Source organism: Ligilactobacillus animalis KCTC 3501 = DSM 20602, assembly GCF_001434535.1.
Taxonomy (GTDB): domain Bacteria; phylum Bacillota; class Bacilli; order Lactobacillales; family Lactobacillaceae; genus Ligilactobacillus; species Ligilactobacillus animalis.
Window position 1 is genome coordinate 1 of the sequence record NZ_AYYW01000057.1, and the last position, 25,407, is coordinate 25,407.

Below are 25,407 nucleotides of genomic sequence, written 5' to 3' on the forward strand. Positions count from 1 at the left end.
TATCGACTCAAAAAACGTTTGTTTTGGAGTCATACAAAACAACATAGCTCTAAAACCCAGGTAGTCACCGAACTTGTTGCTGAATAGTTTTGGAGTCATACAAAACAACATAGCTCTAAAACTATACTAGCCCCCTTTCCTAACTTGGCCTTGTTTTGGAGTCATACAAAACAACATAGCTCTAAAACCCAGGTAGTCACCGAACTTGTTGCTGAATAGTTTTGGAGTCATACAAAACAACATAGCTCTAAAACAAACACGGCCTTCAAAAAGCACTTTGTTTTGTTTTGGAGTCATACAAAACAACATAGCTCTAAAACTTTTTTGAGTAATTAGTGGACAATAGCGACGTTTTGGAGTCATACAAAACAACATAGCTCTAAAACGAAATGAAAGAAGAGGTGTTAAAGATTGAAGTTTTGGAGTCATACAAAACAACATAGCTCTAAAACAATGCTTTCAGATTTAAGAGACTCTGGCTCGTTTTGGAGTCATACAAAACAACATAGCTCTAAAACTATTTACAGTGAAAACTCTCTTTAAAACTGTTTTGGAGTCATACAAAACAACATAGCTCTAAAACCTTACTAATTTTTATCTGATCCGCCGATACGTTTTGGAGTCATACAAAACAACATAGCTCTAAAACTCATCAGCACCTCCGAACAAGCCTACCTCAGTTTTGGAGTCATACAAAACAACATAGCTCTAAAACAACCTCCATCAGCATTTTGGCCAAAATTACGTTTTGGAGTCATACAAAACAACATAGCTCTAAAACATGACACCATTCAAAACAGCTAATAACATCGTTTTGGAGTCATACAAAACAACATAGCTCTAAAACATTCACCGCCCATCCAATAAACACGCCAATGTTTTGGAGTCATACAAAACAACATAGCTCTAAAACTATTCTTCAAAGCTGTTTGAGTCAATTGTTGTTTTGGAGTCATACAAAACAACATAGCTCTAAAACTGGCCAATCTTCCTTGCATATATGCGCAGCGTTTTGGAGTCATACAAAACAACATAGCTCTAAAACTTACAAGTATACATTAATACGTTTTAGTATAGTTTTGGAGTCATACAAAACAACATAGCTCTAAAACATCGATATTCAAGATAGTGACATGCCGTTCGTTTTGGAGTCATACAAAACAACATAGCTCTAAAACAACATCGCTAAACAGATTTTTAATGCCATTGTTTTGGAGTCATACAAAACAACATAGCTCTAAAACTATAAACACGGCTTTAGTATTAATGCTTTTGTTTTGGAGTCATACAAAACAACATAGCTCTAAAACAAAGCTACTGTAACGATCAACCCTGCTGATCGTTTTGGAGTCATACAAAACAACATAGCTCTAAAACAGCGCCAACGAAACATCACAATCAGATGCTGTTTTGGAGTCATACAAAACAACATAGCTCTAAAACGAAATTAGCAAAGCGATTACCGATCGTTGTGTTTTGGAGTCATACAAAACAACATAGCTCTAAAACTGAATTTCGCTTTACCCCCCCACACAAATAGTTTTGGAGTCATACAAAACAACATAGCTCTAAAACTACTGTGACAAAATCTTTTACATCTTGCTTGTTTTGGAGTCATACAAAACAACATAGCTCTAAAACATTCATTGATAAATTATTTATAGCTATGTGTTTTGGAGTCATACAAAACAACATAGCTCTAAAACATCCAACGCAGGTACAATATGCGATCGCTCAGTTTTGGAGTCATACAAAACAACATAGCTCTAAAACCATTAGATGTGATTGCAGACATTATCAAGAGTTTTGGAGTCATACAAAACAACATAGCTCTAAAACGAGATCATTTGAGATAGTGAAGTGTAACCAGTTTTGGAGTCATACAAAACAACATAGCTCTAAAACTATCCTTCAAAATAACTCTCATAAACATACGTTTTGGAGTCATACAAAACAACATAGCTCTAAAACGAAAGTAATTAATTTTTTGTCAAAAAAGTAGGTTTTGGAGTCATACAAAACAACATAGCTCTAAAACCAGTTCTTTAATTCTGTTTCCCAACTTACGGTTTTGGAGTCATACAAAACAACATAGCTCTAAAACCTCAAATGCAAAAAAATGTCGTTTTGGTTTCGTAATCGCGCTACTTATCCTAGCAAGATTTCAGTTTTGTATGATTCCATGTTTTTTCATTAACGTAATACACAATTCAATTATAATTATACACTACGTTAAGCAAAAATATAACTGTCTAAAATTTTCAGTACTAGATTAATATGAAGCATCTCAATTGTTAGAGTCACTACCTAACTATTGAGATGCTTTTTAAGAAATTAGAAAAAATTTCTAATGGAACTTTTTTGTCTAAATTTATATGCGTTTTAGGTGCATCGGCTACTAAGCTTATTGTATGCTATATAAAAACGATGGGGTGACAGGATGGTAAAAATCAATATAAAACACTTTTCGGATTGGTATTTTGAAAATAAATCAGCACTGTTAAAACGAGCAGAGGCGTGGAAGAAACAAAATATACAGTTGGCAAAAGAATTTTTGAAAGAATGGCCACTTGACCGGATCAAAACAATGGAATTAGACGAATATGTTATCGGTAGAGGTCCAGCTAACAAGTCACTGTGCTATGAGATCGAAGCTGGAAAATATCGTGATCTACACTTAGGGATCAGGGGTGGCAGCGCAAATAAGTTCGGTATCTATTGGAATAAAGAGAAGCAAGTTTATTGTAATAAACGTAATCAACCGATTCCAGCTTCTGAACTTGAAGCAGAATTTACAAAGCTAAAAGCAGATTTAATTGCGATCCTTGAAGCAGGTATAAAAAAAGATTTTGATAGTGCAGAATTTAGTAGTAAAAATTCATTTTTTACACGGCCAGCTATCATTACTAAATTATTATGTGCCTATTCAGCTGAAAATACGTATGTAGGAATTAATATGAATTTAGATAATGATAAAATCTGGAAAAAATTATATACCCCCCAAAAGGAAGGTTGGGTCTATCACCAAAATCATGGATTGACGGTGATGATGATGGAGCGCTTTCCAGAATTGGATGGTTATCATCTAAGTGTTATTTTGTGGGATTATCATGAATATGTACTCAAGGAAAATAATAATAGAAAAATAAGTGGTTATTGTGAACAATTATTAGCAAGCAAAAATATTATTTTACATGGAGCTCCTGGAACGGGAAAAACGTATTTAGCTAAAAATATCGCAGCTGAACTGATTTCTAATGGAAAAGTGAATAATATAAATAATCTAACTGAAACACAGCGACGACAGCTAGGCTTCGTACAATTCCATCCGAGTTATGATTACACCGATTTTGTCGAAGGATTGCGTCCGGCGAGTACCATTGGGGGAGTTGTGAGCTTCGAATTAAAATCTGGAAGTTTTAAACGTTTTGTTGAACAAGCCTTAAATGACTTAGATAGCACTTATGTATTTATTATTGATGAGATCAATCGTAGTGAGATAGCTAGAGTTTTTGGTGAGTTATTTTTCTCTATCGATCCTGAGTATCGTGGTCATAAAGATGGAGTTTATACGCAATATGCTAATTTACATGCTGATCCGACAGAAAAGTTCTATGTACCAGAGAATGTATATATTATTGGAACAATGAACGATATTGACCGTTCAGTTGATACGTTTGATTTTGCGATGAGGCGTCGTTTTACTTTTTTAGAAATCACAGCGCAAACTTCAGCTGAAAATATGCTAGCAAATGATACTATCAAAGAAATACTTTCACACCTGAATACTGCGATCATTGCTCCAGAAGTTGGGCTCACCAAAGATTATCAGATCGGTGCTAGTTATTTTTTGAAACTTGATATTGGTGAAGAAACATTAGAACATTTATGGGAAACCAAATTATGTCCATTATTAAATGACTATTTTAGAGAGGATCATAAAGCAAGTGAAAAATTAGCTTTTCTAGGTAGAGCATATTTTGCTGGAGTAGATGAATGATAGTATTATATGATAATCGTGAATTTGATATTGATTTGTTAGGAAATGAGCTAGCTTCAAAATTAGTAGGACGTTCCTTGCGTGAATTGGAGAATGAAGATTTTCTAGTGTTTCCACCAAGTATAGCTAAAAGTGATACAACGATCTTTTCAGCGATCAATGGTAAAACGACAACAGGAAATCTAGTCGGTTTTTTGAGTGATGGGAAACAAAATGTTGTGATCAAATCTAGATTTAGTGAGTATGCTGATGATGATTATTTTTTGACCTACATGTTGGAAAAAGTCTTAAATTATAGTATCATCGATAGTTTTCAAGGAAGTTCCGAAAAAAATCCTTACTACAATTTACTATTACTACTATTTCCATATTATATGAATATTGCGATGCAAAAAGGACCATATAAAGAATACGTAAAGCGAAACTACAATAATGCTGATTTTCGAGGCCGGATCAACATTTCAAAACAGCTCAAAAGGAATATACCCTTTTCAGGCCAAATTGCGTATCAAGTAAGTGAACTCAGTTATGATAATGATTTAATGCAGTTGGTACGACATGCATTAGAAAAAGTTAGTGAACGCTTACCGAATTTGATAAATTCAAAAGTTGAAACACGTAAGAATGTTTCGCTGATAAGGCAGGCGACCCCAAGCTATTCTAAAGTGCAAATTATGTCTGTTTTACAAAAAAATATTAGAAATGAGATTCGACATGATTATTTTAGTGAATATATCTCACTACAGAAATTATGTATCCAGATCTTAAAGGAAAATGGAGTGGGAGATAGTAATAAAAAATTTTATGGGATCATTGTAGATATTGCTTGGCTATGGGAGGAATATATTGCAACGATAACAAAATGGAAACACTATGGTATGGAGAGGGAGCTAGAGACATTATACCTATTTAGAGACTCTAGAAATCATCATCGATATCCAGATTTTATCGTGGAAAATATTCCGATCGATACAAAATATAAGTTTGAGCTTGATACAGTGAATGATTATAATCAGCTCATCACTTATTTGCATATTATAAATAAAAGTCAAAGTTCTACGATGCAGGCGGGCTTTTTGCAACCGACAACAAGTTATGACCAAACGTGGCAACAACTAGGAACACTAGAAGGGCTAGGTGGGAATTTATTTACCTATAAATTTTATGTTCCACAACAGGTCGATAGCTACGAGAATTTTGTTAGGAATATAAGGAAAGTAGAAAAACAGTTGAAAGATTATTTTGCAGATTAAATGTCTTTATCTGCTTTATTTATTTTAGAGTTATGTTGTTTAGCGCCTCGATTCTACCAAAAGGATCAAGGTGTTTTTTGTGTGACCGTAAAAAGTACGGTGGGCTTAATAATTTTGGCTAGTAATACACTTATCAAGACTAAAAATATGTAAAATTGTTGAGATGATCAGCTTGATATTTAAGATAAAAAAGGTTGCTAAAAAAATCTATTTAAATGAAGTGATATTATTAGGTTTTATTTACTAAAAATAGTAAAATAGAGGAGAAGTAAATAAGAAGTTTTACAAAACAAAAAAAGCGCCGAAACGGCGCGCGCAAGATAAAACTTGTTGATTACGGATTAAACCTTATTTTAACTTCGCTAATGTTGTTTTGTATAACTCCACTAGTAATAATAGCATAAAAATGAAAGGATGGGAAGTAATATGCTGAAAAAAGATTATAGTATTGGGTTGGATATTGGGACAAACTCAGTGGGACATGCTGTAGTTACTGATGATTATAAAGTTCCTACCAAAAAGATGAAAGTTTTTGGGGATACATCTAAAAAAACGATCAAGAAAAACATGCTGGGAGTTTTACTGTTCAATGAAGGACAGACGGCAGCTGATACCCGTTTGAAGCGCGGGACTCGCCGGCGCTATACCCGGCGAAAAAATCGTTTGCGCTATTTACAAGAGATCTTTGCACCAGAATTGGCTAAGGTCGATCCTAATTTCTTATATCGACTAGAAGAAAGTTCACTGGTGGCTGAAGATAAGAAGTATGATGTGTATCCTATCTTTGGAAAGCGTGAAGAAGAATTACTGTATCATGATACATATAAGACGATCTATCACTTACGCAGTGCACTAGCTAATAATGATCAACCAGCTGATCTAAGATTGGTTTATTTGGCTTTAGCACATATTATCAAGTATCGGGGGAATTTTTTACTGGAAGGTGAAATTGATCTAAGAACTACTGATATCAACAAAGTATTTGCGGAGTTCAGTGAAACTCTAAATGAGAATAGTGATGAAAATTTGGGTAAACTAGATGTTGCTGATATCTTCAAAAATAATACATTCTCAAAAACAAAAAAATCTGAAGAACTGCTGAAACTTAGTGGGGCTAAGAAAAATCAACTAGCTCATCAATTATTCAAGATGATGGTCGGCAATATGGGTAGCTTCAAGAAAGTGCTAGGGACCGATGAAGAACACAAATTATCCTTTGGAAAGGATACATACGAAGATGATTTGAATGACTTATTGGCTGAAGCTGGTGATCAATATTTAGATATCTTTGTTGCTGCTAAGAAAGTGTATGATGCAGCTATTTTGGCAAGTATTTTAGATGTAAAAGATACGCAAACAAAGACTGTTTTCTCACAAGCGATGATCGAACGCTATGAAGAACATCAAAAAGACCTAATTGAATTGAAACGAGTCTTTAAAAAATATCTTCCTGAGAAATGTCATGACTTTTTCAGTGAACCTAAGATCAGTGGTTATGCGGGATATATTGATGGCAAAGTAAGTGAAGAAGATTTCTATAAGTATACTAAGAAGACTTTGAAGGGGATCCCTGAGACAGAAGAGATCTTACAAAAGATCGATGCTAATAATTATTTGCGAAAACAAAGAACATTTGATAATGGTGCGATCCCGCATCAAGTCCATTTAAAAGAACTAGTGGCAATAGTTGAAAATCAAGGTAAATACTATCCTTTCTTACGTGAAAATAAAGATAAGTTTGAAAAGATCTTAAACTTCCGAATCCCGTATTATGTTGGGCCTTTAGCGCGCGGAAACAGTAAATTTGCATGGTTGACCCGAGCTGGTGAAGGAAAAATAACACCATATAACTTTGATGAAATGATCGACAAGGAGACTTCAGCTGAAGATTTCATTAAACACATGACGATCAACGATCTATATCTACCGACTGAGCCAGTTTTGCCTAAGCATAGTTTATTATATGAGAGATACACTATCTTTAATGAGTTAGCTGGTGTCAGATATGTGACTGAAAATGGTGAGGCTAAGTATTTTGATGCCCAAACCAAGCGCTCGATCTTTGAACTTTTTAAATTAGACCGAAAAGTAAGTGAAAAAATGGTTATTAAGCATCTGAAAGTTGTTATGCCAGCCATCAGGATCCAAGCTTTGAAAGGGTTGGACAACGGAAAATTCAACGCTTCTTACGGAACCTATAAAGATTTAGTTGATATGGGTGTTGCGCCAGAACTTTTAAATGATGAAGTAAATAGTGAAAAGTGGGAAGATATCATCAAGACTCTAACTATCTTTGAAGGACGCAAATTGATCAAACGTCGCTTAGAAAACTATCGTGACTTTTTAGGCGAAGATATATTACGTAAATTGAGTCGGAAAAAATATACGGGGTGGGGGCGCCTTTCAGCTAAGCTGTTGGATGGTATCTATGACAAAAAGACACATAAGACGATCTTAGATTGTTTGATGACTGAAGATTACAGTCAAAATTTCATGCAATTGATCAATGATGATAACTATTCATTCAAGGAAACGATCAAAAATGCCCAAGTGATCGAAAAAGAGGAAACTTTGGCTAAAACTGTACAGGAATTACCTGGAAGTCCAGCTATTAAGAAGGGGATCTTACAGAGTTTAGAGATCGTTGATGAGATCATCAAAGTCATGGGATATAAGCCTAAAAGTATTGTAGTCGAAATGGCGCGTGAAACCCAGAAAACGCATGGGACACGGAAACGTGAAGATCGAGTGCAACAGATTGTGGAAAACTTAAAAGATGCTAATGAATTACCTGAAAAATTGCCAAGTAATGCTGAATTGAGTGATGAAAGAAAGTACTTGTATTGCTTACAAAATGGACGTGATATGTATACCGGGGCTCCTCTAGACTATGACCATTTGCAGTTTTATGATGTTGACCATATTATTCCGCAGAGCTTTTTGAAAGATGATTCAATCGAAAATAAGGTCTTAACGATCAAAAAAGAAAATGTCCGTAAGACTAATGGTCTGCCAAGTGAAGCCGTGATCCAAAAGATGGGAAGTTTCTGGAAAAAATTGTTAGATGCTGGAGCTATGACCAACAAAAAATATGACAATCTACGGCGTAATCTTCATGGCGGATTGAATGAAAAACTAAAAGAACGTTTTATCGAACGCCAATTGGTCGAAACACGGCAGATCACTAAATATGTGGCACAGCTCTTAGACCAACGACTAAATTATGATGGAAATGGTGTTGAACTTGATGAAAAAATTGCGATCGTTACTCTAAAAGCTCAGTTAGCTTCGCAATTTAGGAGCGAATTCAAACTGCGCAAAGTAAGAGCGCTCAATAATTTACATCATGCTCACGATGCTTATCTTAATGCTATTGTAGCCAATTTGATCATGGCAAAATATCCCGAATTGGAGCCAGAATTTGTCTATGGTAAGTACCGCAAAGCTAAGTTTAAAGGTTTAGGCAAAGCTACAGCTAAAAATACCTTATATGCTAACGTTTTATATTTCTTAAAAGAGAATGAAGTATATCCTTTCTGGGATAAAGCACGTGATCTCCCAACGATCAAGCGTTATTTATATCGGGCACAAGTTAATAAAGTTCGCAAAGCTGAACGCCAAATCGGTGGCTTTTCTGATGAAATGTTGGTACCTAAGAGTGATTCAGGTAAGCTACTGCCACGAAAAGAAGGGCTCGATCCAGTTAAATATGGTGGCTATGCCAAAGCGGTAGAAAGTTATGCGGTTTTGATCACTGCAGATGAAGTCAAAAAAGGCAAAACAAAGAAAGTGAAAACTTTAGTAAATATTCCGATCATAGATAGTAAGAAATATGAGGCTGATCCAACTGCATATTTAGCTAGTCGTGGGTATACAAACGTCACAAATAGTTTTATTTTGCCTAAGTATAGTCTGCTTGAAGATCCAGAAGGTCGTCGTCGTTATCTAGCAAGTTTCAAGGAATTTCAAAAAGCAAATGAATTGATCTTGCCACAGCATCTAGTAGAGTTGCTCTATTGGGTCAATGCAAAAGATGGAGAGCAAAAATTAGAGGATCATAAAGCTGAATTTAAAGAATTATTTGATAAGATCATGGAGTTTGCGGATAAGTATGTTGTTGCACCTAAAAATTCAGAAAAGATCAGACGCTTATACGAAGAAAATCAAGATGCTACCCCAATGGAATTGGGTAAGAACTTTGTTGAGCTCTTGAGATATACAGCTGATGGTGCTGCGAGCGATTTCAAATTCTTTGGCGAAAATATTCCACGGAAACGATATAATTCGGCAGGAAGTTTGCTCAATGGAACATTGATCTATCAGTCAAAAACGGGGTTATATGAAACAAGGATCGATCTAGGTAAATTATAATGGGCTGGCGTACAGTTATTGTCAACAAGCACTCGAAGTTGTCGTATCAAAATAATCATCTCGTTTATCGTACCCCGTTTGAAACCGAGATGATCCATCTGTCAGAGATCGATATTTTGATCCTTGAAACAACGGATATTTTATTGAGTACAATGTTGACTAAGCGTTTGATCGATGAAAATGTTCTAGTGATCTTTTGTGATGATAAACGAATGCCCACGGCACAGTTATTACCATTTTATGGTAAGCATGATTCAAGTTTGCAGATCGACAAACAAATGATGTGGGATGCTGAAAATAAGAAAGTGTTGTGGACTGAGATAATTTCTCAGAAATTGATCAATCAAAGTGTATGTTTGCATAAACATGATTTTGAAAAAAATTCGCAAAAATTATTGGATTATTGTGCAGATCTGACTATTTTTGATAAAACAAATCGTGAAGGACATGCGGCTAAAGTTTACTTCAATACTTTATTTGGTACGGGCTTTACACGTGATATCAAAAATCCGATCAACGCCGGTTTAGATTATGGGTATACACTGCTCTTAAGTATGGTAGCACGTGAGATCGTTAAAAATGGATGTTTGACGCAGTTAGGTCTAAAGCACGTCAATCAGTTCAATCAATTCAACTTGGCGAGTGATATTATGGAGCCTTTTAGACCGATAATCGATGATATTGTTTTTCAAAATAAAGAGCTGGATTTCAAATCGATCAAATACTGCTTACTGCAAATTTTTTCAGAGACATATTATTTCAATGGTAAAGAAATGTTTTTGACCAATATTGTTGAAGAGTATACCCGTAAAGTGATCCAAGCTTTGAATAAAAAAAGCGAGGAGGTTCCTATATTTAAATATGGGTTATAGGTATATGCGTATGTTGTTGATGTTTGATCTACCGACTGAAACTGCAGAAGACCGGAAAAACTACCGGCGCTTTCGCAAATTTTTATTATCGGAAGGCTTTTTGATGCACCAATATTCTGTTTACAGTAAGTTGTTGCTTAATGGCTCCGCTAAGAGGTCGATACTGGATCGATTAACTAAAAATAAACCGCCATCGGGTAAGGTAACTGTTCTGACGGTCACAGAAAAGCAATTTTCAAGGATGATATATCTTAGTGGAACAAGTGACCCGTCAATTGCTAATACAGATAAAAGGGTAGTTTTTCTGGGGGAAGAGCTATGAAAATTAATTTTCCATTATTAGATGGCATGATCGAATTTGATAAAACTTTGATCTTAGCGATCGAAGATACAGAAACCTTCAGTGATCTTGCGAGGTTATTGTATAGCTATAATGAATCGAGCCCGTTGAAGTTAGCTTTGGATGATTTTTCACCACTTAAAGAGAGCCAATTAATGCTAGTTTCAGATATTCTAGGGTATAATGTCAATACTCCAGCTATTTTGAAATTAGTTTATGCGGATCTGGAAAGACAATTTGGTGAAAAAGAGGAAGTTAAAGACAGACTTGAGTCATTAGCAGTGGAGATAGCAAATATTATTTCGAGTGAATGTTTAGAAAATGAGTTAGATCTTGAGTATGATGAGATCACACTGCTAGAATTGATAAAGGCGATGGGTGTAAAAATCGAAACGACGATGTCATCGGTTTACGAAAAATGTTATGAGATAGTGCAAATTTTCAAATACTTAAGTAAGAAAAAATTATTAGTTTTCTTAAATGTTGGTGCTTATTTGACAGAAAAACAAATAAGAAGCTTACTTGAGTACATTGGACTGTGCAATTTGAATGTCATATTCCTTGAGCCAAGTAAGTTGTATGACTTACCGCAGTATATTTTAGATAGTGATTATTATTTAGAGTATTTGAATAGCTCTTCGGAGTCATAGAAAGCGAAAATTTTGCTAGAATTAGTAGCGCAATCACGAAACCACTGTGCCATTTTTTGCATTTGAGGTTTTAGAGCTATGTTGTTTTGTATGACTCCAAAACTGTGATCTTTGTGCCCGCGTCTCGTAAACGGTTTTAGAGCTATGTTGTTTTGTATGACTCCAAAACGGCAGAACAGGAGGCTGCTACAATGAATGAGTTTTAGAGCTATGTTGTTTTGTATGACTCCAAAACATGTTCCCGTATCATATTCATCTCGCATATGTTTTAGAGCTATGTTGTTTTGTATGACTCCAAAACCACTAGCACGTACATTGCTGGTGGGCTTGAGTTTTAGAGCTATGTTGTTTTGTATGACTCCAAAACAAACATCATCGAACCGTTTCTTTAAGCGATGTTTTAGAGCTATGTTGTTTTGTATGACTCCAAAACAATTTTTTACTCAATCATGTTGACCTAGCAGTTTTAGAGCTATGTTGTTTTGTATGACTCCAAAACACTGTCTTTTTGTTATCGACTGTTAATTGTGTTTTAGAGCTATGTTGTTTTGTATGACTCCAAAACATGGCAAAGTATCGTTTGACTGGACAGAAGGTTTTAGAGCTATGTTGTTTTGTATGACTCCAAAACTAAATGCTTAAATGATACAGCTTCGTGCTAGTTTTAGAGCTATGTTGTTTTGTATGACTCCAAAACACGTTTCGATTTTCTTCATCTGGTCGGTGTGTTTTAGAGCTATGTTGTTTTGTATGACTCCAAAACACCCAGAAGATACGGAAACGAGGATCGCATGTTTTAGAGCTATGTTGTTTTGTATGACTCCAAAACCTATAACTATTTCCCAAGCTTTGACAATATGTTTTAGAGCTATGTTGTTTTGTATGACTCCAAAACATCTGAATGTGGACAAGGACGACGGTACATGTTTTAGAGCTATGTTGTTTTGTATGACTCCAAAACCAAAGGTATCAACGGTGTTGTCCATTTCTTGTTTTAGAGCTATGTTGTTTTGTAAAACTTTAGTATTTTCCGGTTGAGAATATGTGCAATTGAAAAATATTTTTACAGTATTTCTATTGACGGCAACTTTATAATTTGATATTATATTAGCGTTGTATTTGTGCATGCCACAACTGCAACCGCACGTTTTAAGTTCAAGTGCTCTCTGAGCCACTACATTACGGCGAGTCTAAGTAAAATACAAGGAGGTGCACATTAATGTACGCAATTATTGAAACAGGTGGTAAGCAACTTAAAGTAGAAGCTGGTCAAGCTATCTACGTTGAAAAGTTGGCTGCTGAAGCTGGTGAAAAAGTAACTTTTGATAAAGTTGTTTTAGTAGGCGGCGAAAACACAGTGATCGGTACACCTTTTGTTGAAGGTGCTACTGTTGAAGGTACTGTTGAAAAGCAAGGTCGTGCTAAGAAAGTTGTTACTTTCAAGTACAAGCCTAAGAAGCATCAACACACAAAGCAAGGTCATCGTCAACCATACACAAAGGTTGTTATCGACGCAATCAACGCATAATTTTTGCGAGGTGGACGTTAGATGATCCATGTAAATATTATTAGAAATGGTAAAGTGATAGAAGGTTTCGACATTACTGGTCATGCAGGTTTTGCTGAAGCTGGTGAGGATATTGTTTGTGCAGCTGTTTCAGTGTTAGCAATCAATACGATCAATACGTTGGAAAAGTTGCTGAAACAAAAATTTGAACTAGTTGAAGATCAGAAAAATGGCGGTCTTTTACAAGTGGCTTTATCAGATGAGGGACAAAATGATCCCGCAGTTCAATTGATCTTATCGAGCCTTGAATTAGGTTTGAAAGATGTTGAACAGAGTTATCCAAAATATATAAAAACGAATATAAATTAAGCAATAAGGAGGTGCACGAACTATGTTAATGAACTTACAATACTTCGCTCATAAAAAGGGTGGTGGTTCCACTTCTAACGGTCGTGACTCACGTTCTAAGCGTTTAGGTGCTAAGAGTGCTGACGGTCAAACAGTTAACGGTGGTGCTATCTTATACCGTCAACGTGGTACACGTATTTACCCAGGTGTTAACGTTGGTATGGGTGGCGATAACACATTATTTGCTAAGGTTGCTGGTGTCGTTAAATTTGAACGTAAAGGCCGCGATAAGAAGCAAGTTAGTGTTTACCCAGTTGCTGAATAATCGGTAATGCAAAAAACGTCTTGATCCCTTGTATAGCAAGAATCAGGGCGTTTTTTATTTTGTGGAAAACTTAGGCTGATTTCTTTTTGCCTAAGTTTTGTTAGAAATTCCAATAATAAAATAGGTCTTCTAAAAACATAGCCAAATGCCATCTTTTTAGAAGACCTAACTTTATTTACTTGTATCTTTTTGAGCTGCGAAATATTTTTCTAAGCCTTGATAAACGTCATTTACGACGGTCGCACGGTAAGACTTAGAGCTTATCTGATCAAAGTCACGATCGGAGTTGATATATCCCACTTCTAATAGGATCGCCGGTTCTTTGATGTCACGAATGACCAAAAAGTCACCGATCTCGACCCCGCGATTTTCTAAGCCGATCGCACCAAACTCCTTATTTATCGTTTGTGCTAACTTGGCGGAGTTCTTATGATAATAATAAGTCGTAAATCCCGAAGCTGTGTTTTTGACTGGCGACGAGTCAAAGTGGAAACTGATAAAAGCATCTGCATGGACTTGATCTGCTAGTGCGGGACGTTTGCTTAGACTGACAAAAGTGTCATCGCTACGTGTAAGATAGACTTTTGTATTTTGTTTACGTAATTTTTCAGCCAAAAGTTTGGCATAAGCTAAAGTATATTGTTTTTCTTCTTTTTTCTCAGTGTTCGAGGTCGCCCCAGAATCATAACCACCGTGACCAGGATCGATCACGATCGTCGCATTTGAAAGATCGGTAATAGGTAATTTGTAGCTACTGTTGATCATCCAATCAGCGATCCAGCCTTTTTTTTCATCGTCAGTTTCAACATACATCCAATGATATTTGCTTTTCAAGACAGTTACACGTTGGTTTTGCTTGAGTTGACTGATTTGATCATATTCAACACCAGGGCCGTTTTTAAGGACAGCATAGTTAGTTTGGATCTCTAGTTGTCCGAAATATTTATAAGTGCGATAACCTAAAATACCAACTAGTACGAAAATGATCGCAAATAGGACCCGAATACGTTTGGGGAGGCCAGATCCATGAGAAGTTCTAAGCTTTTCCATGTGCATCACTCCAAATTTAACAACTATTCACATTATAGCAAAAATACTTTGTGTCCAACAAGTAAATGCTAACGGTTTCCTATCAAAGCTTGTTGAAATGTAAAAACAAATTAATAGTTGGCAAAACCCCCGATAGAATGATAAAATTTATTCAAACGGCTTTCGTTAAATCGTGAACGAATTTCAGCAAAATTGTTTTAGGAGGATCAACTAATGTCTGACATTAAATACAAACGAGTTGTGATGAAACTGAGCGGGGAAGCATTGGCCGGAGATGCTGGTCAAGGGATCAATCCGCCAGAGATCCGTAAAGTTGCCGAAGAGATCAAAGAAGTGCATGACTTGGGGGTTCAAATCGCGATCGTTGTCGGTGGTGGCAATATGTGGCGGGGAGAATCTGGTGCACAAATGGGAATGGAGCGCGCTCAAGCAGATTATATCGGAATGCTTGGAACGGTGATGAATGCTTTGGCACTACAAGACAATTTAGAATCGATCGGAGTACCAACTAGAGTTCAAACTGCAATTGAAATGCGCCAAGTAGCTGAACCATATATTCGTCGTAAGGCTATGCGTCATTTGGAAAAGGGACGTATCGTGATCTTTGCAGCCGGCACAGGCTCGCCATATTTCTCCACTGATACGACTTCAGCCTTGCGGGCGTCAGAGATCAATGCTGATGTGATCTTGATGGCTAAAAATGGTGTTGACGGCGTTTATTCAGCAGATCCGCGCAAAGATGCAAATGCAGTTAAATACGATAAGCTAACACATATGGAGATCATCAATAAAGGGTTACAGGTTATGGATACAACGGCTTCATCACTATCCATGGATAATAATATCCCACTTGTAGTCTTTAACATGAATGAACGTGGCAATATCAAGAAAGTTGTTCAAGGTGAAACGATCGGAACAACAGTTGAAGGGAAGTAAATAAATTTATGAAAATTACAAATCCAACTATTTTACAATATCAAGAAAAAATGACTAAAGCCGAAGAAGCTTTACAACGTGAATTAGGTACGATCCGTGCGGGTGTAGCTAATGCTAGCTTGCTCAACCGGGTCAACGTTGAATATTACGGGGTGCCAACACCACTTAATCAAATGGCTCAGATCAGTGTTCCAGAAGCACGCGTGCTTCTCATCACACCATACGATAAGTCTTCTTTGAAAGACATCGAACATGCGCTTTTAGCATCTGATCTAGGCATCGCTCCTATGAATGACGGATCAGCTATTCGCTTAGTGATCCCACAATTGACGGAAGAACGTCGTAAGGAATTAGCTAAACAAGTTAAAGCAACTTCTGAAAAGGGCAAGGTTGCTGTTAGAAATGTTCGTCGTGAAATGATGGATGCTTTGAAGAAAGCTCAAAAGAATGGCGATTTGACCGAAGACGAATTGCGTGACTTGGAAGATGTTGCCCAAAAAGTAACGGATAGTTCGATCAAAAATATTGAAAATATTACAGCAGAAAAAGAAAAAGAAGTGCTTGCCGGTTAGGTGAAAGCTTTGTTTTGCTGATGATAACGGGGCAAGGGCTCGTCGAAACAGGCGCTTACTGGATCGACGAATTTGTCCCGTTATTCTTTTAACAGAGGTGAAGATATGTTTTCTAACTTATTTAAAAATAAGCAGGCAGCACAAAACGAGCTAGATCCAAAAAAAATACCGGCTCATATTGCGATCATTATGGATGGTAATGGTAGATGGGCAAAAAAGCGTGGGTTGCCCCGAGTTGCGGGCCACAAGCAGGGAATGGAGACTGTTAAAACGATCACTAAAGTTGCTAGTGATCTGGGCGTCAAGGTATTGACGTTATATGCTTTTTCAACGGAAAATTGGAAAAGACCACAAGATGAAGTGGGTTTTTTGATGGATCTTCCAGTAAAGTTTTTCAATACATTCGTTCCAGAATTGATCGCAAATAATGTCCGCGTCAATGTGATGGGATATACGGATAAATTACCTGATTCAACGCAAAAAGCAGTTTTTGATGCGATCGAGCAGACTAAAGATAATACTGGCATGGTCTTGAATTTTGCTTTGAATTACGGGAGTCGTGCTGAGATCACGTCTGCAGTTCAAGCTTTAGCAACGCAAGTCAAACAAGGTGAATTGGAACCATCCCAGATCGATGAAAAAGTTTTTTCAGAGGCCTTGATGACGGCTGATCTCCCTTATGCTGATCCAGAATTACTGATCCGCACGAGTGGTGAAGAACGGATCTCTAACTTTTTATTGTGGCAGATCGCTTACAGTGAGTTAGTATTTACAGATGTTTTATGGCCGGACTTTTCGGCTGAAGATCTAGAATTATCGATTTATAAGTTTCAGCAACGCGATCGACGCTTTGGTGGGCTGAATAAGAAGGAGGATAATTGATTAATGAAACAGCGTGTTATAACAGCGGTGATCGCTTTGATCGTTTTCTTACCATTGCTTTATCTAGGGGGACTACCTTTTGATATCTTGGTAACGTTGATGGGGATCGTCGCAATGTCAGAATTTTTGATCATGAAAAAGAAATTACTCGTGTCATTTGAGGCGATCATTTCATTTCTTTTGATACTCTCAGTATTACTGCCGGTCTTTTGGGCTGGTTTTTGGACGCAAGATACTTTAGGCGGCAGCTTTTATTTGCTAGCCCTAGTTATGCTAGTCTACACTGTGATCTCTAAAAATCGTTTTTCATTTGATGATGCTGGGGTCCTGTTATTAGGTGGGCTTTATGCGGGGCTTGGATTTAGATTCATGATGCTAGCTCGCGCAGAGAGTCTGTGGATGATACTTTATGCCTTATTGATCGTTTGGATCACAGATAGTGGGGCTTATCTGATCGGACGCAAGATCGGTAAGAATAAATTAGCACCACATATCAGTCCCAACAAAACTTGGGAAGGTTCGATCGGTGGTTCACTCAGTGCGGTAGTTATTGTAGGCGCATATCTATACTTTGTGCAAGGTGCGTTTCCATATAGTTTCTCGACCATGCTTTTGTGGACTTTAGTCTTTTCAGTTGGAGGCCAACTTGGTGATCTGATCGAGTCAGCCTTCAAACGTCATTATGGAGTCAAGGATTCAGGCAAGATCTTACCTGGACACGGTGGGATCTTAGACCGCTTTGATTCATTACTATTTGTTTTACCATTGATGCATTTTGCTGGCTTGATCTAAGTGGATCGATTAGGATAAGGACGGTAGAGCAATATGATAACAACTATAATTACATTTATCATCGTCTTTGGGATCTTAGTATTTGTCCATGAATTTGGGCACTATTATTTTGCCAAGCGTGCTGGGATCTTGGTACGTGAATTTGCGATCGGAATGGGGCCAAAACTGTTTGCATATCGCAAGAATGGCACGACCTACACTTGGCGGATCTTGCCACTAGGTGGATATGTCAGCATGGCAGGTTTGGAAGACGATACTGAAGAGCTGAAAAAAGGGATGCCAGTCAGTCTGATCACAGATGAAAATAGTGTCGTTCAAAAGATAAATACTAGTAAAAAAATCACTTTAGTCGAAGGGATCCCACTCGAATTGACTGACTGGGATCTGACCGATGGACTTTGGATCGAAGGCTATGAAAACGGCACTGAAGACGAGATCAAACGCTTCAAAGTTGATCACGATGCATTGATCATCGGTAAAGATGGGATCGAACTTCAGATCGCACCACGTGATGTGCGTTTTCAGTCGGCTTCGTTAGTCGATCGGATGCTGACCAATTTTGCGGGGCCATTGAATAATTTCTTGTTAGCGATCGTAGCTTTTGGCTTAGTTGCCTTCTTACAAGGAGGAGTCCCTGTAACCACTAATACGATAGCTCAAGTTCAAACTGATTCAGTTGCTCAAAAAGCTGGTTTAAAAGCAAATGATACGATCATTGCGATCAATGGTGATAAAACACCGACTTGGGACGATGTAGCCCAACATATCAGAACAGCTGACGGTAAAGAGCTTGTTTTAACAGTCAAGCGAGCTGACAAAAAGCAAAACATCAAGGTCACACCAGTCCAAAAAAACGTAAATGGACAAAAGGTCGCCCAGATTGGTATAATTGCTAAGGGAAAAATGGATCGTTCTATCAAAGCCAAGCTGACTTATGGGTTTACCCAAACTTGGTATGTGATAAAACAACTAGGAAATGCCCTAGCGTCAATGTTACACGGCTTTAGTCTAAATGATCTAGGTGGTCCGGTAGCAATGTTTTCACTCACATCACAGGCTAAAGAAAACGGCCTGATCAGTGTTGTGACACTAACAGCACTGTTGTCAGTTAACTTAGGGATCATCAACTTGTTACCGATTCCTGCTTTGGATGGGGGCAAGTTGTTATTAAATATTATCGAAGCGATCAGAAGAAAACCACTTGATCCAGAAAAAGAGATCATTATCACAATGATCGGTTTTGGATTTTTGATGATCTTGATGCTTCTAGTTACGTGGAATGATATTCAACGCTATTTCTTCCGCTAATTAAATATAAAAGGGGTCTGAGCAAGAATGAAACAATCAAAAATGTTGATTCCAACATTAAAAGAAGTGCCAAGCGATGCTGAAGCACTCAGTCACCAGTTAATGTTACGGGCTGGTTATATCAAACAAGTGACAGCCGGGGTCTACGCCTATTTACCATTGGCTTATCAGGTCTTGAATAATATCGAAACGATCATCCGTGATGAGATGGATAAGATCGATGCCGTTGAAATGCTCGTGCCAGGAGTTTTACCAGCTGAACTTTGGGAAGAATCTGGCCGTTACAAGACATACGGAGCTAATTTATTTAAATTAAAGGATCGCCATGAACGTGATTTTATCTTAGGACCAACACACGAAGAGACATTTACTAAGATCATCAAAGATGCGATCAAGACATACAAAAAATTGCCGTTGACGTTGTATCAGATCCAAATGAAGTACCGGGATGAAAGTCGTCCGCGGTTTGGACTTTTGCGTGGACGTGAATTTTTGATGTTGGATGATTACTCATTCCACACAGATATGGAAAGTTTAGATCAAACTTACCGTGATATGGATAAAGCTTACCAACAGATCTTTGAACGTGTCGGCCTTGATTTTAGAGGGATCATTGCTGATGCTGGTGCAATGGGTGGTAAGGATTCCAAAGAATTTATGGCGATCGCACCGATCGGGGAAGATACAGTCGTTTATTCCGACTCAAGTGATTACGCTGCTAACCTTGAAATGGCAAAGAACTTGCGGATCAACAAGAAATCCCACGAAACGCCAAAGGAATTGACAAAAGTAGCCACACCAGATGCCAAGACGATCGACGAAGTTTCAGCTTTCTTAGAAGTTGAGCCTGAGAGCATGATCAAAACTTTAGTCTTTATGGCCGATGAAGAACCAGTCATCGTTTTGATGCGTGGTAATGACGAGCTCAATGAAGTCAAATTGAAAAATTATTTGGATTGTGACTTCTTAGACCCGGCTGAAGATGCCCAAGCGCGTGAGCTTTTAGGTGCAGATTTTGGCTCTTTAGGACCAGTTGGTGTCGCCAAAGACGTTAAGATCGTAGCTGACCTTGATGTTGAAGGTATGGTCAATGCTAATGTAGGGGCTAACGAAAATGGTTACCACTACATGAACGCTAATATCGAACGCGATTACCGTGTAGATGATTTTGTCGATCTTCGGACTGTCAAAGAAGGTGACCTTTCGCCAGATGGTGAGGGTGTCCTTAAGTTTACACGTGGGATCGAGATCGGTCACATTTTCAAATTAGGTACACGTTATTCTGAAAGCTTAGGTGCGACAGTTTTAGATGAAAATGGGCGTGAAGTACCGATCATCATGGGTAGCTATGGTATCGGGGTATCTCGTTTGCTATCTGCGATCGTAGAGCAAAATAGCGATGAAAATGGGATCATTTGGCCACGTTCGATCGCACCATTTGACATTCACGTGGTACCGGTCAATGTGAAGAAAGAAGAACAAGTTAAACTAGCAACTGAGATCACAACAATGCTAGAAGATGCTGGCTACAAAGTTTTAGTTGATGATCGTAAAGAACGTCCAGGGGTAAAATTTGCCGATGCTGATCTTATCGGTCTACCTGCGCGGATCACAGTTGGTAAAAAAGCCGATGAAGGAATCGTTGAGATCAAATTACGTCGTACAGGCGAAACACTTGAAGTTAAGACAGATGAATTGTTAAATTCGATCAAGATCTTACTCAAAGAAGATCAAGGCATTTTTGGCTAGATATAGATAATTGGACTGGCGAAAGTGACTTCACCAGTCCTTTTATTTCTGATAGAGAGGGGTCAGAATTTGGAACCAAATAAACAGGAATTGTTTTTGCGCTTACTTGAACAGATCAAGTGGCAACATTTACCAGAAGAACAAGAACTCTTTGCTGGAGCTGCGATCGATAAAGTTGAAGTCCATACAGCTTCAAAGCGCTGGGAATTTGTGATCAGTTTAAAGCAAGTGTTGCCCTTTACAACATTTTTACGCTTCAACCACGCCCTTGCTAACGCTTTTGAACCGATCGCGAAAACGACTTTGAACTTGAAAGTCCAAGAGGCGACGTTAAATGAGCGTGATCTAGGTGATTATTGGGCCTATGTGGTGTCAACGTGTGGGGTCAATTCGCCTTTGATCCAAGAATTGTGTCAAGGTAAGGTACCGTATTTAGACGATAACCGGGTCATGTTGTTAGCTGAAAATGAGATCATCAAAAAATTTTTGACGACACAGGCTTTAGGGCCGATCGAACGGACATATCAACAGTATGGGTTTCCTAAATTTACGATCAATACGCTGATCGATGAATCAAAATCGCAGGCTAAGATCGATGAATATAAAGAACAAAAAGCTAGATCTGATGCGCAATTAGCCCAACAAGCGGTCGAGGCGATCCAAAAGCAAAACGAAAAACGGCAACAAAAAGCTAAAGAAGAAGAAACGGTCACTGTCGACGGACCAGTCCAACTCGGCAAGAAGATTGCTGATGATGCTGAGATCAGACAGATGGCAACGATCACGGAAGAAGAACGTTCGGTGGTCGTTCAAGGTTATATTTTCGATAAAGAGGTCCGTACTCTACGTTCTGAGCGCAAATTGCTCATCATCAAGGTCACCGATTATTCTTCATCAATGGTGATCAAGAAGTTTTCGCGTAATGAAGAAGATGAAGCGATGTTTGATGCACTAGCTGTCGGTAAGTGGGTCAAAGTTCGCGGGAGCGTTCAAGAAGATACCTATATGCGTGATTTAGCGATGAATGCCTATGATATCGTTGAAGTAGCACATGAGGGACGCAAAGATACCGCACCCGAAGATCATAAGCGCGCTGAATTGCATGTTCATTCCAATATGAGTATGATGGATGCGACAAACAGCATCAGTGACTATGTCAAGCAAGCAGCTGCTTGGGGGCAAAAAGCGATCGCGATCACTGATCATAGTACGCTCCAAGCTTTCCCTGAGGCGCATAGTGCGGGCTTAAAGAATAATGTCAAGATCTTATACGGGGTCGAAGCTAATGTTGTTGATGATGGGCAACCAATCGCCTATAATGAACAACATGTGAAATTAAAAGATGCGACATATGTTGTTTTCGATACGGAAACGACCGGGTTATCGGCTCGTTATGATAAGGTCATCGAATTGGCGGCAGTCAAGATGAAAGATGGCGAAGTGATCGAGCGTTTTGAACAATTTATCGATCCAGGTCATCCCCTTTCACAAACGACGATCAAATTGACTTCGATCACCGATGATATGGTCCGGGGCTCAAAGTCTGAAAAAGAAGTTTTTGAGATGTTCCAAGAATTTTGTAAGGGCAATATCATTGTCGGGCATAACGCGACCTTTGACGTTGACTTTATGAATACGGGTTATGCTCGGCATGGGTTACCTTTGATCAGTGAACCTTGGTTAGATACATTGCCAATGGCGCGCTTATTGTATCCAGAAATGAAAGGTTTTCGTTTGAATACCTTAGCTAAAAAATTGAATGTTAATTTGGAACACCATCACCGGGCGATCTATGATGCGGAAGCAACAGGCTACATCTATTATGCAATGCTAAAAGATGCTGAAGAGAAGTTGCAGATCGAATACCATGATCAATTTAATACGCAAAAAGATGATGATACTTATAAACATCAACATCCGTTCCATGCGGTGATCTTGGCTAAAACACAAGAAGGTCTTAAAAATCTCTTTAAAGTTGCTTCAGAGTCAATGGTCAAGTATTTCTACCGTGTTCCACGGGTACCGCGTTCAGTCTTAGATAAATATCGTGAAGGCTTGATCGTTGGTTCGGCTTGTGCTGATGGAGAAGTCTTTACTGCGATGATGCAAAAAGGTTACGAACAGGCTAAAGAAAAGGCAAAATATTATGATTATTTAGAAGTTCAACCTAAAGCATTATACGCACCTTTGATCGAACAAGAATTGGTCAAAAATAATAAAAATTTAGAAGAGATCATTGCTAATATGGTGCAACTAGCTGAAGAGCTCAAGATCCCGATCGCAGCTACGGGGGATGTGCATTTTATGAATAAAGAAGATGCGATCTACCGTAAGATCTTGATCCATTCACAAGGTGGGGCTAACCCCCTTAATAAGCTACGTGATCTACCAGATGCCCATTTCCGAACGACGGATGAAATGTTAGAAGATTTTGTCTTTTTAGGTGAAGAAAAGGCGGAAAAAGTCGTCGTGACTGATCCAAATAAGATCGTCGATATGTGTGATGAGATCACGCCGGTCAAGGATAAGTTGTATACGCCTAAAATGCCAGGGGCTGAAGATGATATCAAGAATTTGACATTGGACAAAGCCCATGAATGGTATGGCGATCCGTTACCAGAGATCGTGCAAAAACGCGTTGATAAAGAATTGAAATCCGTTATCGGAAATGGTTTCTCAGTTATCTATTTGATCTCACAAAAGCTGGTGGCTAAATCCAATAAAGATGGCTATTTAGTAGGGTCTCGTGGTTCGGTGGGCTCCAGTTTGGTCGCCACTCTGACAGGTATCACTGAGGTCAACCCCTTACCACCACATTATCGCTGTCCTAAGTGTAAGTGGTCGCATTTTTATGAAAAAGGTGAATATGGTTCTGGCTATGACTTACCGGATAAAGAATGTCCAGAATGCGGAACAGAATTGGTCAAAGATGGCCAAGAGATCCCATTTGAAACGTTCCTTGGTTTCAAGGGGAATAAAGTTCCCGATATCGATCTGAACTTCTCGGGTGACTATCAACCAGTAGCTCATAATTACACGAAAGTTTTGTTTGGTGAGAACAATGTGTTTCGGGCTGGCACGATCGGTACAGTGGCTGATAAAACGGCCTATGGCTATGTTAAAGCTTACGAACGTGATACTGAGCAGAATTTACGAGGTGCTGAAGTCGATCGATTGGCCAAGGGTGCCACAGGTGTTAAGCGAACGACTGGGCAACACCCGGCTGGGATCTTGGTCGTACCGGACTATCTTGACATCTATGATTTTACTCCGATCCAGTATCCGGCTGACGATCTGACTGCGGCTTGGAAAACAACTCACTTTGATTTCCACTCGATCCATGATAATATCTTAAAACTTGACTGTTTAGGGCATGATGATCCGACGATGATCAGAATGTTGCAAGATCTTTCAGGGATCGAACCAAAGACGATCCCGACCGACGATCCGGGTGTGATGAAGCTATTTTCAGGAACCGATATTTTAGGTGTTACTCCAGAGCAGATCCAGTCTAAGACCGGGACTTTAGGGATCCCAGAATTTGGGACGCGTTTTGTTCGCGGGATGTTAGAAGAAACGCACCCCAAAACGTTTGCCGAACTAGTCAAGATCTCTGGTCTTTCTCACGGGACTGATGTGTGGTTAGGTAACGCGGAAGAATTGATCCAAAACGGGACCGTTACGATGCCAGAAGTTATTGGATGTCGTGACGATATCATGATGGACTTGATCCATATGGGGGTTGAGTCTGACTTGGCCTTTAAGATCATGGAACACGTACGTAAGGGACGCGGGATCCCAGATGAGTGGCAGGCGGCGATGCGTGAATCTGAAGTGCCGGAATGGTATATCGGTGCATGCTTGAAGATCAAATACATGTTCCCGAAAGCCCACGCTGCTGCTTACGTGTTGATGGCTTTGCGGATCGCCTATTTCAAGGTGTATTATCCATTGGTATACTATGCTGCTTATTTCTCAGTCCGGGCTGATGACTTTGATCTAGTTTCGATGGCTCATGGTAAAGAATCCGTCAAAGCTGCGATGAAAGAGATCAATGACAAGGGCAATGATGCGACCGCTAAGGAGAAAAATCTTTTGACGGTGCTTGAATTAGCTAATGAAATGTTGGAACGTGGCTTTGAATTCAAAATGGTCGATCTCAATAAATCGGATGCCAGCGATTGGTTGATCGAAGATAATACGTTGATCGCACCATTTACGGCAGTACCAGGGTTAGGCCTGAACGTTGCTAAACAGATCGTGGCGGCACGTGAGGAACAAGATTTCTTATCCAAAGAAGATCTTGCTAAACGTGGTAAAGTTTCGGCGACGATCATCGATTTTTTGTCAGAAAACCACGTACTTGATACTTTGCCAGACGAAAATCAATTGAGTTTATTTGAAAATCTATTCTAAATAGATCTTTTTGTCATTGGTTTTAGCAAAGTAAAT

17 protein-coding genes, 2 CRISPR repeat arrays and 1 other annotated feature are annotated in these 25,407 nt (G+C 38.5%); of the genes, 16 read left to right on the forward strand and 1 reads right to left on the reverse strand.

Features of this window, described 5'->3' with window-relative positions:
* Nucleotides 1–20 precede the first annotated feature (20 nt).
* A CRISPR array of direct repeats spans nucleotides 21–2,104; the repeat unit is 36 nt; unit sequence GTTTTGGAGTCATACAAAACAACATAGCTCTAAAAC.
* A 336-nt stretch (nucleotides 2,105–2,440) separates the two neighbouring features.
* The 9 genes from FC30_RS07910 (at nucleotide 2,441) to rpmA (ending at nucleotide 13,666) form a co-directional block, all read left to right on the forward strand.
* Nucleotides 2,441–4,000 (forward strand): McrB family protein, encoded by a 1,560-nt coding sequence (locus FC30_RS07910; RefSeq protein WP_010689171.1) that lies wholly within the window; start codon nucleotides 2,441–2,443, stop codon nucleotides 3,998–4,000.
* Nucleotides 3,997–5,253: a 5-methylcytosine restriction system specificity protein McrC gene (locus FC30_RS07915; RefSeq protein WP_010689170.1), complete on the forward strand. Its 1,257-nt coding sequence runs from the start codon at nucleotides 3,997–3,999 to the stop codon at nucleotides 5,251–5,253. Before FC30_RS07910 ends, FC30_RS07915 begins: the two co-directional genes overlap by 4 nt.
* Nucleotides 5,254–5,682: 429 nt before the next feature.
* Nucleotides 5,683–9,624 (forward strand): type II CRISPR RNA-guided endonuclease Cas9, encoded by a 3,942-nt coding sequence (gene cas9 / locus FC30_RS07920; RefSeq protein WP_029507330.1) that lies wholly within the window; start codon nucleotides 5,683–5,685, stop codon nucleotides 9,622–9,624.
* On the forward strand, nucleotides 9,621–10,496 hold the full coding sequence (gene cas1, locus FC30_RS07925; RefSeq protein ID WP_029507329.1) for a type II CRISPR-associated endonuclease Cas1: 876 nt from the start codon (nucleotides 9,621–9,623) through the stop codon (nucleotides 10,494–10,496). Before cas9 ends, cas1 begins: the two co-directional genes overlap by 4 nt.
* Complete coding sequence (gene cas2 / locus FC30_RS07930) at nucleotides 10,486–10,818, forward strand: CRISPR-associated endonuclease Cas2 (protein ID WP_010689167.1); 333 nt, start codon at nucleotides 10,486–10,488, stop codon at nucleotides 10,816–10,818. Before cas1 ends, cas2 begins: the two co-directional genes overlap by 11 nt.
* The gene (gene csn2, locus FC30_RS07935) at nucleotides 10,815–11,486 is read left to right on the forward strand and encodes a type II-A CRISPR-associated protein Csn2 (protein WP_010689166.1); all 672 of its coding nucleotides are present in this window, start codon (nucleotides 10,815–10,817) and stop codon (nucleotides 11,484–11,486) included. Before cas2 ends, csn2 begins: the two co-directional genes overlap by 4 nt.
* A 67-nt stretch (nucleotides 11,487–11,553) precedes the next feature.
* Nucleotides 11,554–12,513: direct repeats of the CRISPR family, unit length 36 nt; unit sequence GTTTTAGAGCTATGTTGTTTTGTATGACTCCAAAAC.
* Between the two features lie 101 nt (nucleotides 12,514–12,614).
* Nucleotides 12,615–12,688, forward strand: a sequence feature (ribosomal protein L21 leader region).
* A gap of 17 nt (nucleotides 12,689–12,705) precedes the next feature.
* Entirely contained in the window at nucleotides 12,706–13,014 is a 309-nt protein-coding gene (rplU, locus tag FC30_RS07940) for a 50S ribosomal protein L21 (RefSeq protein WP_004048019.1), read from the forward strand.
* A 21-nt stretch (nucleotides 13,015–13,035) separates the two neighbouring features.
* Nucleotides 13,036–13,362, forward strand: a complete 327-nt coding sequence (locus FC30_RS07945) for a ribosomal-processing cysteine protease Prp (RefSeq protein WP_010689165.1) — start codon at nucleotides 13,036–13,038, stop codon at nucleotides 13,360–13,362.
* 22 nt (nucleotides 13,363–13,384) lie between these two features.
* Complete coding sequence (rpmA, locus tag FC30_RS07950) at nucleotides 13,385–13,666, forward strand: 50S ribosomal protein L27 (RefSeq protein ID WP_004048016.1); 282 nt, start codon at nucleotides 13,385–13,387, stop codon at nucleotides 13,664–13,666.
* A gap of 171 nt (nucleotides 13,667–13,837) precedes the next feature.
* Here the strand turns inward: rpmA and FC30_RS07955 are convergent, their stop codons facing one another.
* Nucleotides 13,838–14,716: an N-acetylmuramoyl-L-alanine amidase gene (locus FC30_RS07955; RefSeq protein WP_010689164.1), complete on the reverse strand. Its 879-nt coding sequence runs from the start codon at nucleotides 14,714–14,716 to the stop codon at nucleotides 13,838–13,840.
* A 213-nt stretch (nucleotides 14,717–14,929) separates the two neighbouring features.
* On the opposite strand from FC30_RS07955, the gene pyrH reads away from it, so the two are divergent.
* From pyrH to FC30_RS07990, 7 genes are all read left to right on the forward strand, one after another.
* Nucleotides 14,930–15,652, forward strand: coding sequence for a UMP kinase (gene pyrH, locus FC30_RS07960; RefSeq protein WP_010689163.1), 723 nt, complete (start codon nucleotides 14,930–14,932; stop codon nucleotides 15,650–15,652).
* Nucleotides 15,653–15,660: 8 nt separating this feature from the next.
* Complete coding sequence (frr, locus tag FC30_RS07965; RefSeq protein WP_010689162.1) at nucleotides 15,661–16,224, forward strand: ribosome recycling factor; 564 nt, start codon at nucleotides 15,661–15,663, stop codon at nucleotides 16,222–16,224.
* A gap of 105 nt (nucleotides 16,225–16,329) precedes the next feature.
* Nucleotides 16,330–17,106, forward strand: a complete 777-nt coding sequence (locus FC30_RS07970; protein ID WP_056938502.1) for an isoprenyl transferase — start codon at nucleotides 16,330–16,332, stop codon at nucleotides 17,104–17,106.
* A 3-nt stretch (nucleotides 17,107–17,109) separates the two neighbouring features.
* Nucleotides 17,110–17,898, forward strand: a complete 789-nt coding sequence (locus FC30_RS07975) for a phosphatidate cytidylyltransferase (RefSeq protein WP_010689160.1) — start codon at nucleotides 17,110–17,112, stop codon at nucleotides 17,896–17,898.
* A 33-nt stretch (nucleotides 17,899–17,931) separates the two neighbouring features.
* On the forward strand, nucleotides 17,932–19,206 hold the full coding sequence (rseP, locus tag FC30_RS07980; RefSeq protein WP_010689159.1) for an RIP metalloprotease RseP: 1,275 nt from the start codon (nucleotides 17,932–17,934) through the stop codon (nucleotides 19,204–19,206).
* Between the two features lie 27 nt (nucleotides 19,207–19,233).
* On the forward strand, nucleotides 19,234–20,955 hold the full coding sequence (locus tag FC30_RS07985; RefSeq protein WP_010689158.1) for a proline--tRNA ligase: 1,722 nt from the start codon (nucleotides 19,234–19,236) through the stop codon (nucleotides 20,953–20,955).
* Nucleotides 20,956–21,024: 69 nt separating this feature from the next.
* A complete protein-coding gene (locus FC30_RS07990) occupies nucleotides 21,025–25,371 on the forward strand; it encodes a PolC-type DNA polymerase III (RefSeq protein ID WP_010689157.1) in 4,347 nt (1,448 codons plus the stop codon).
* Nucleotides 25,372–25,407: the final 36 nt, after the last annotated feature.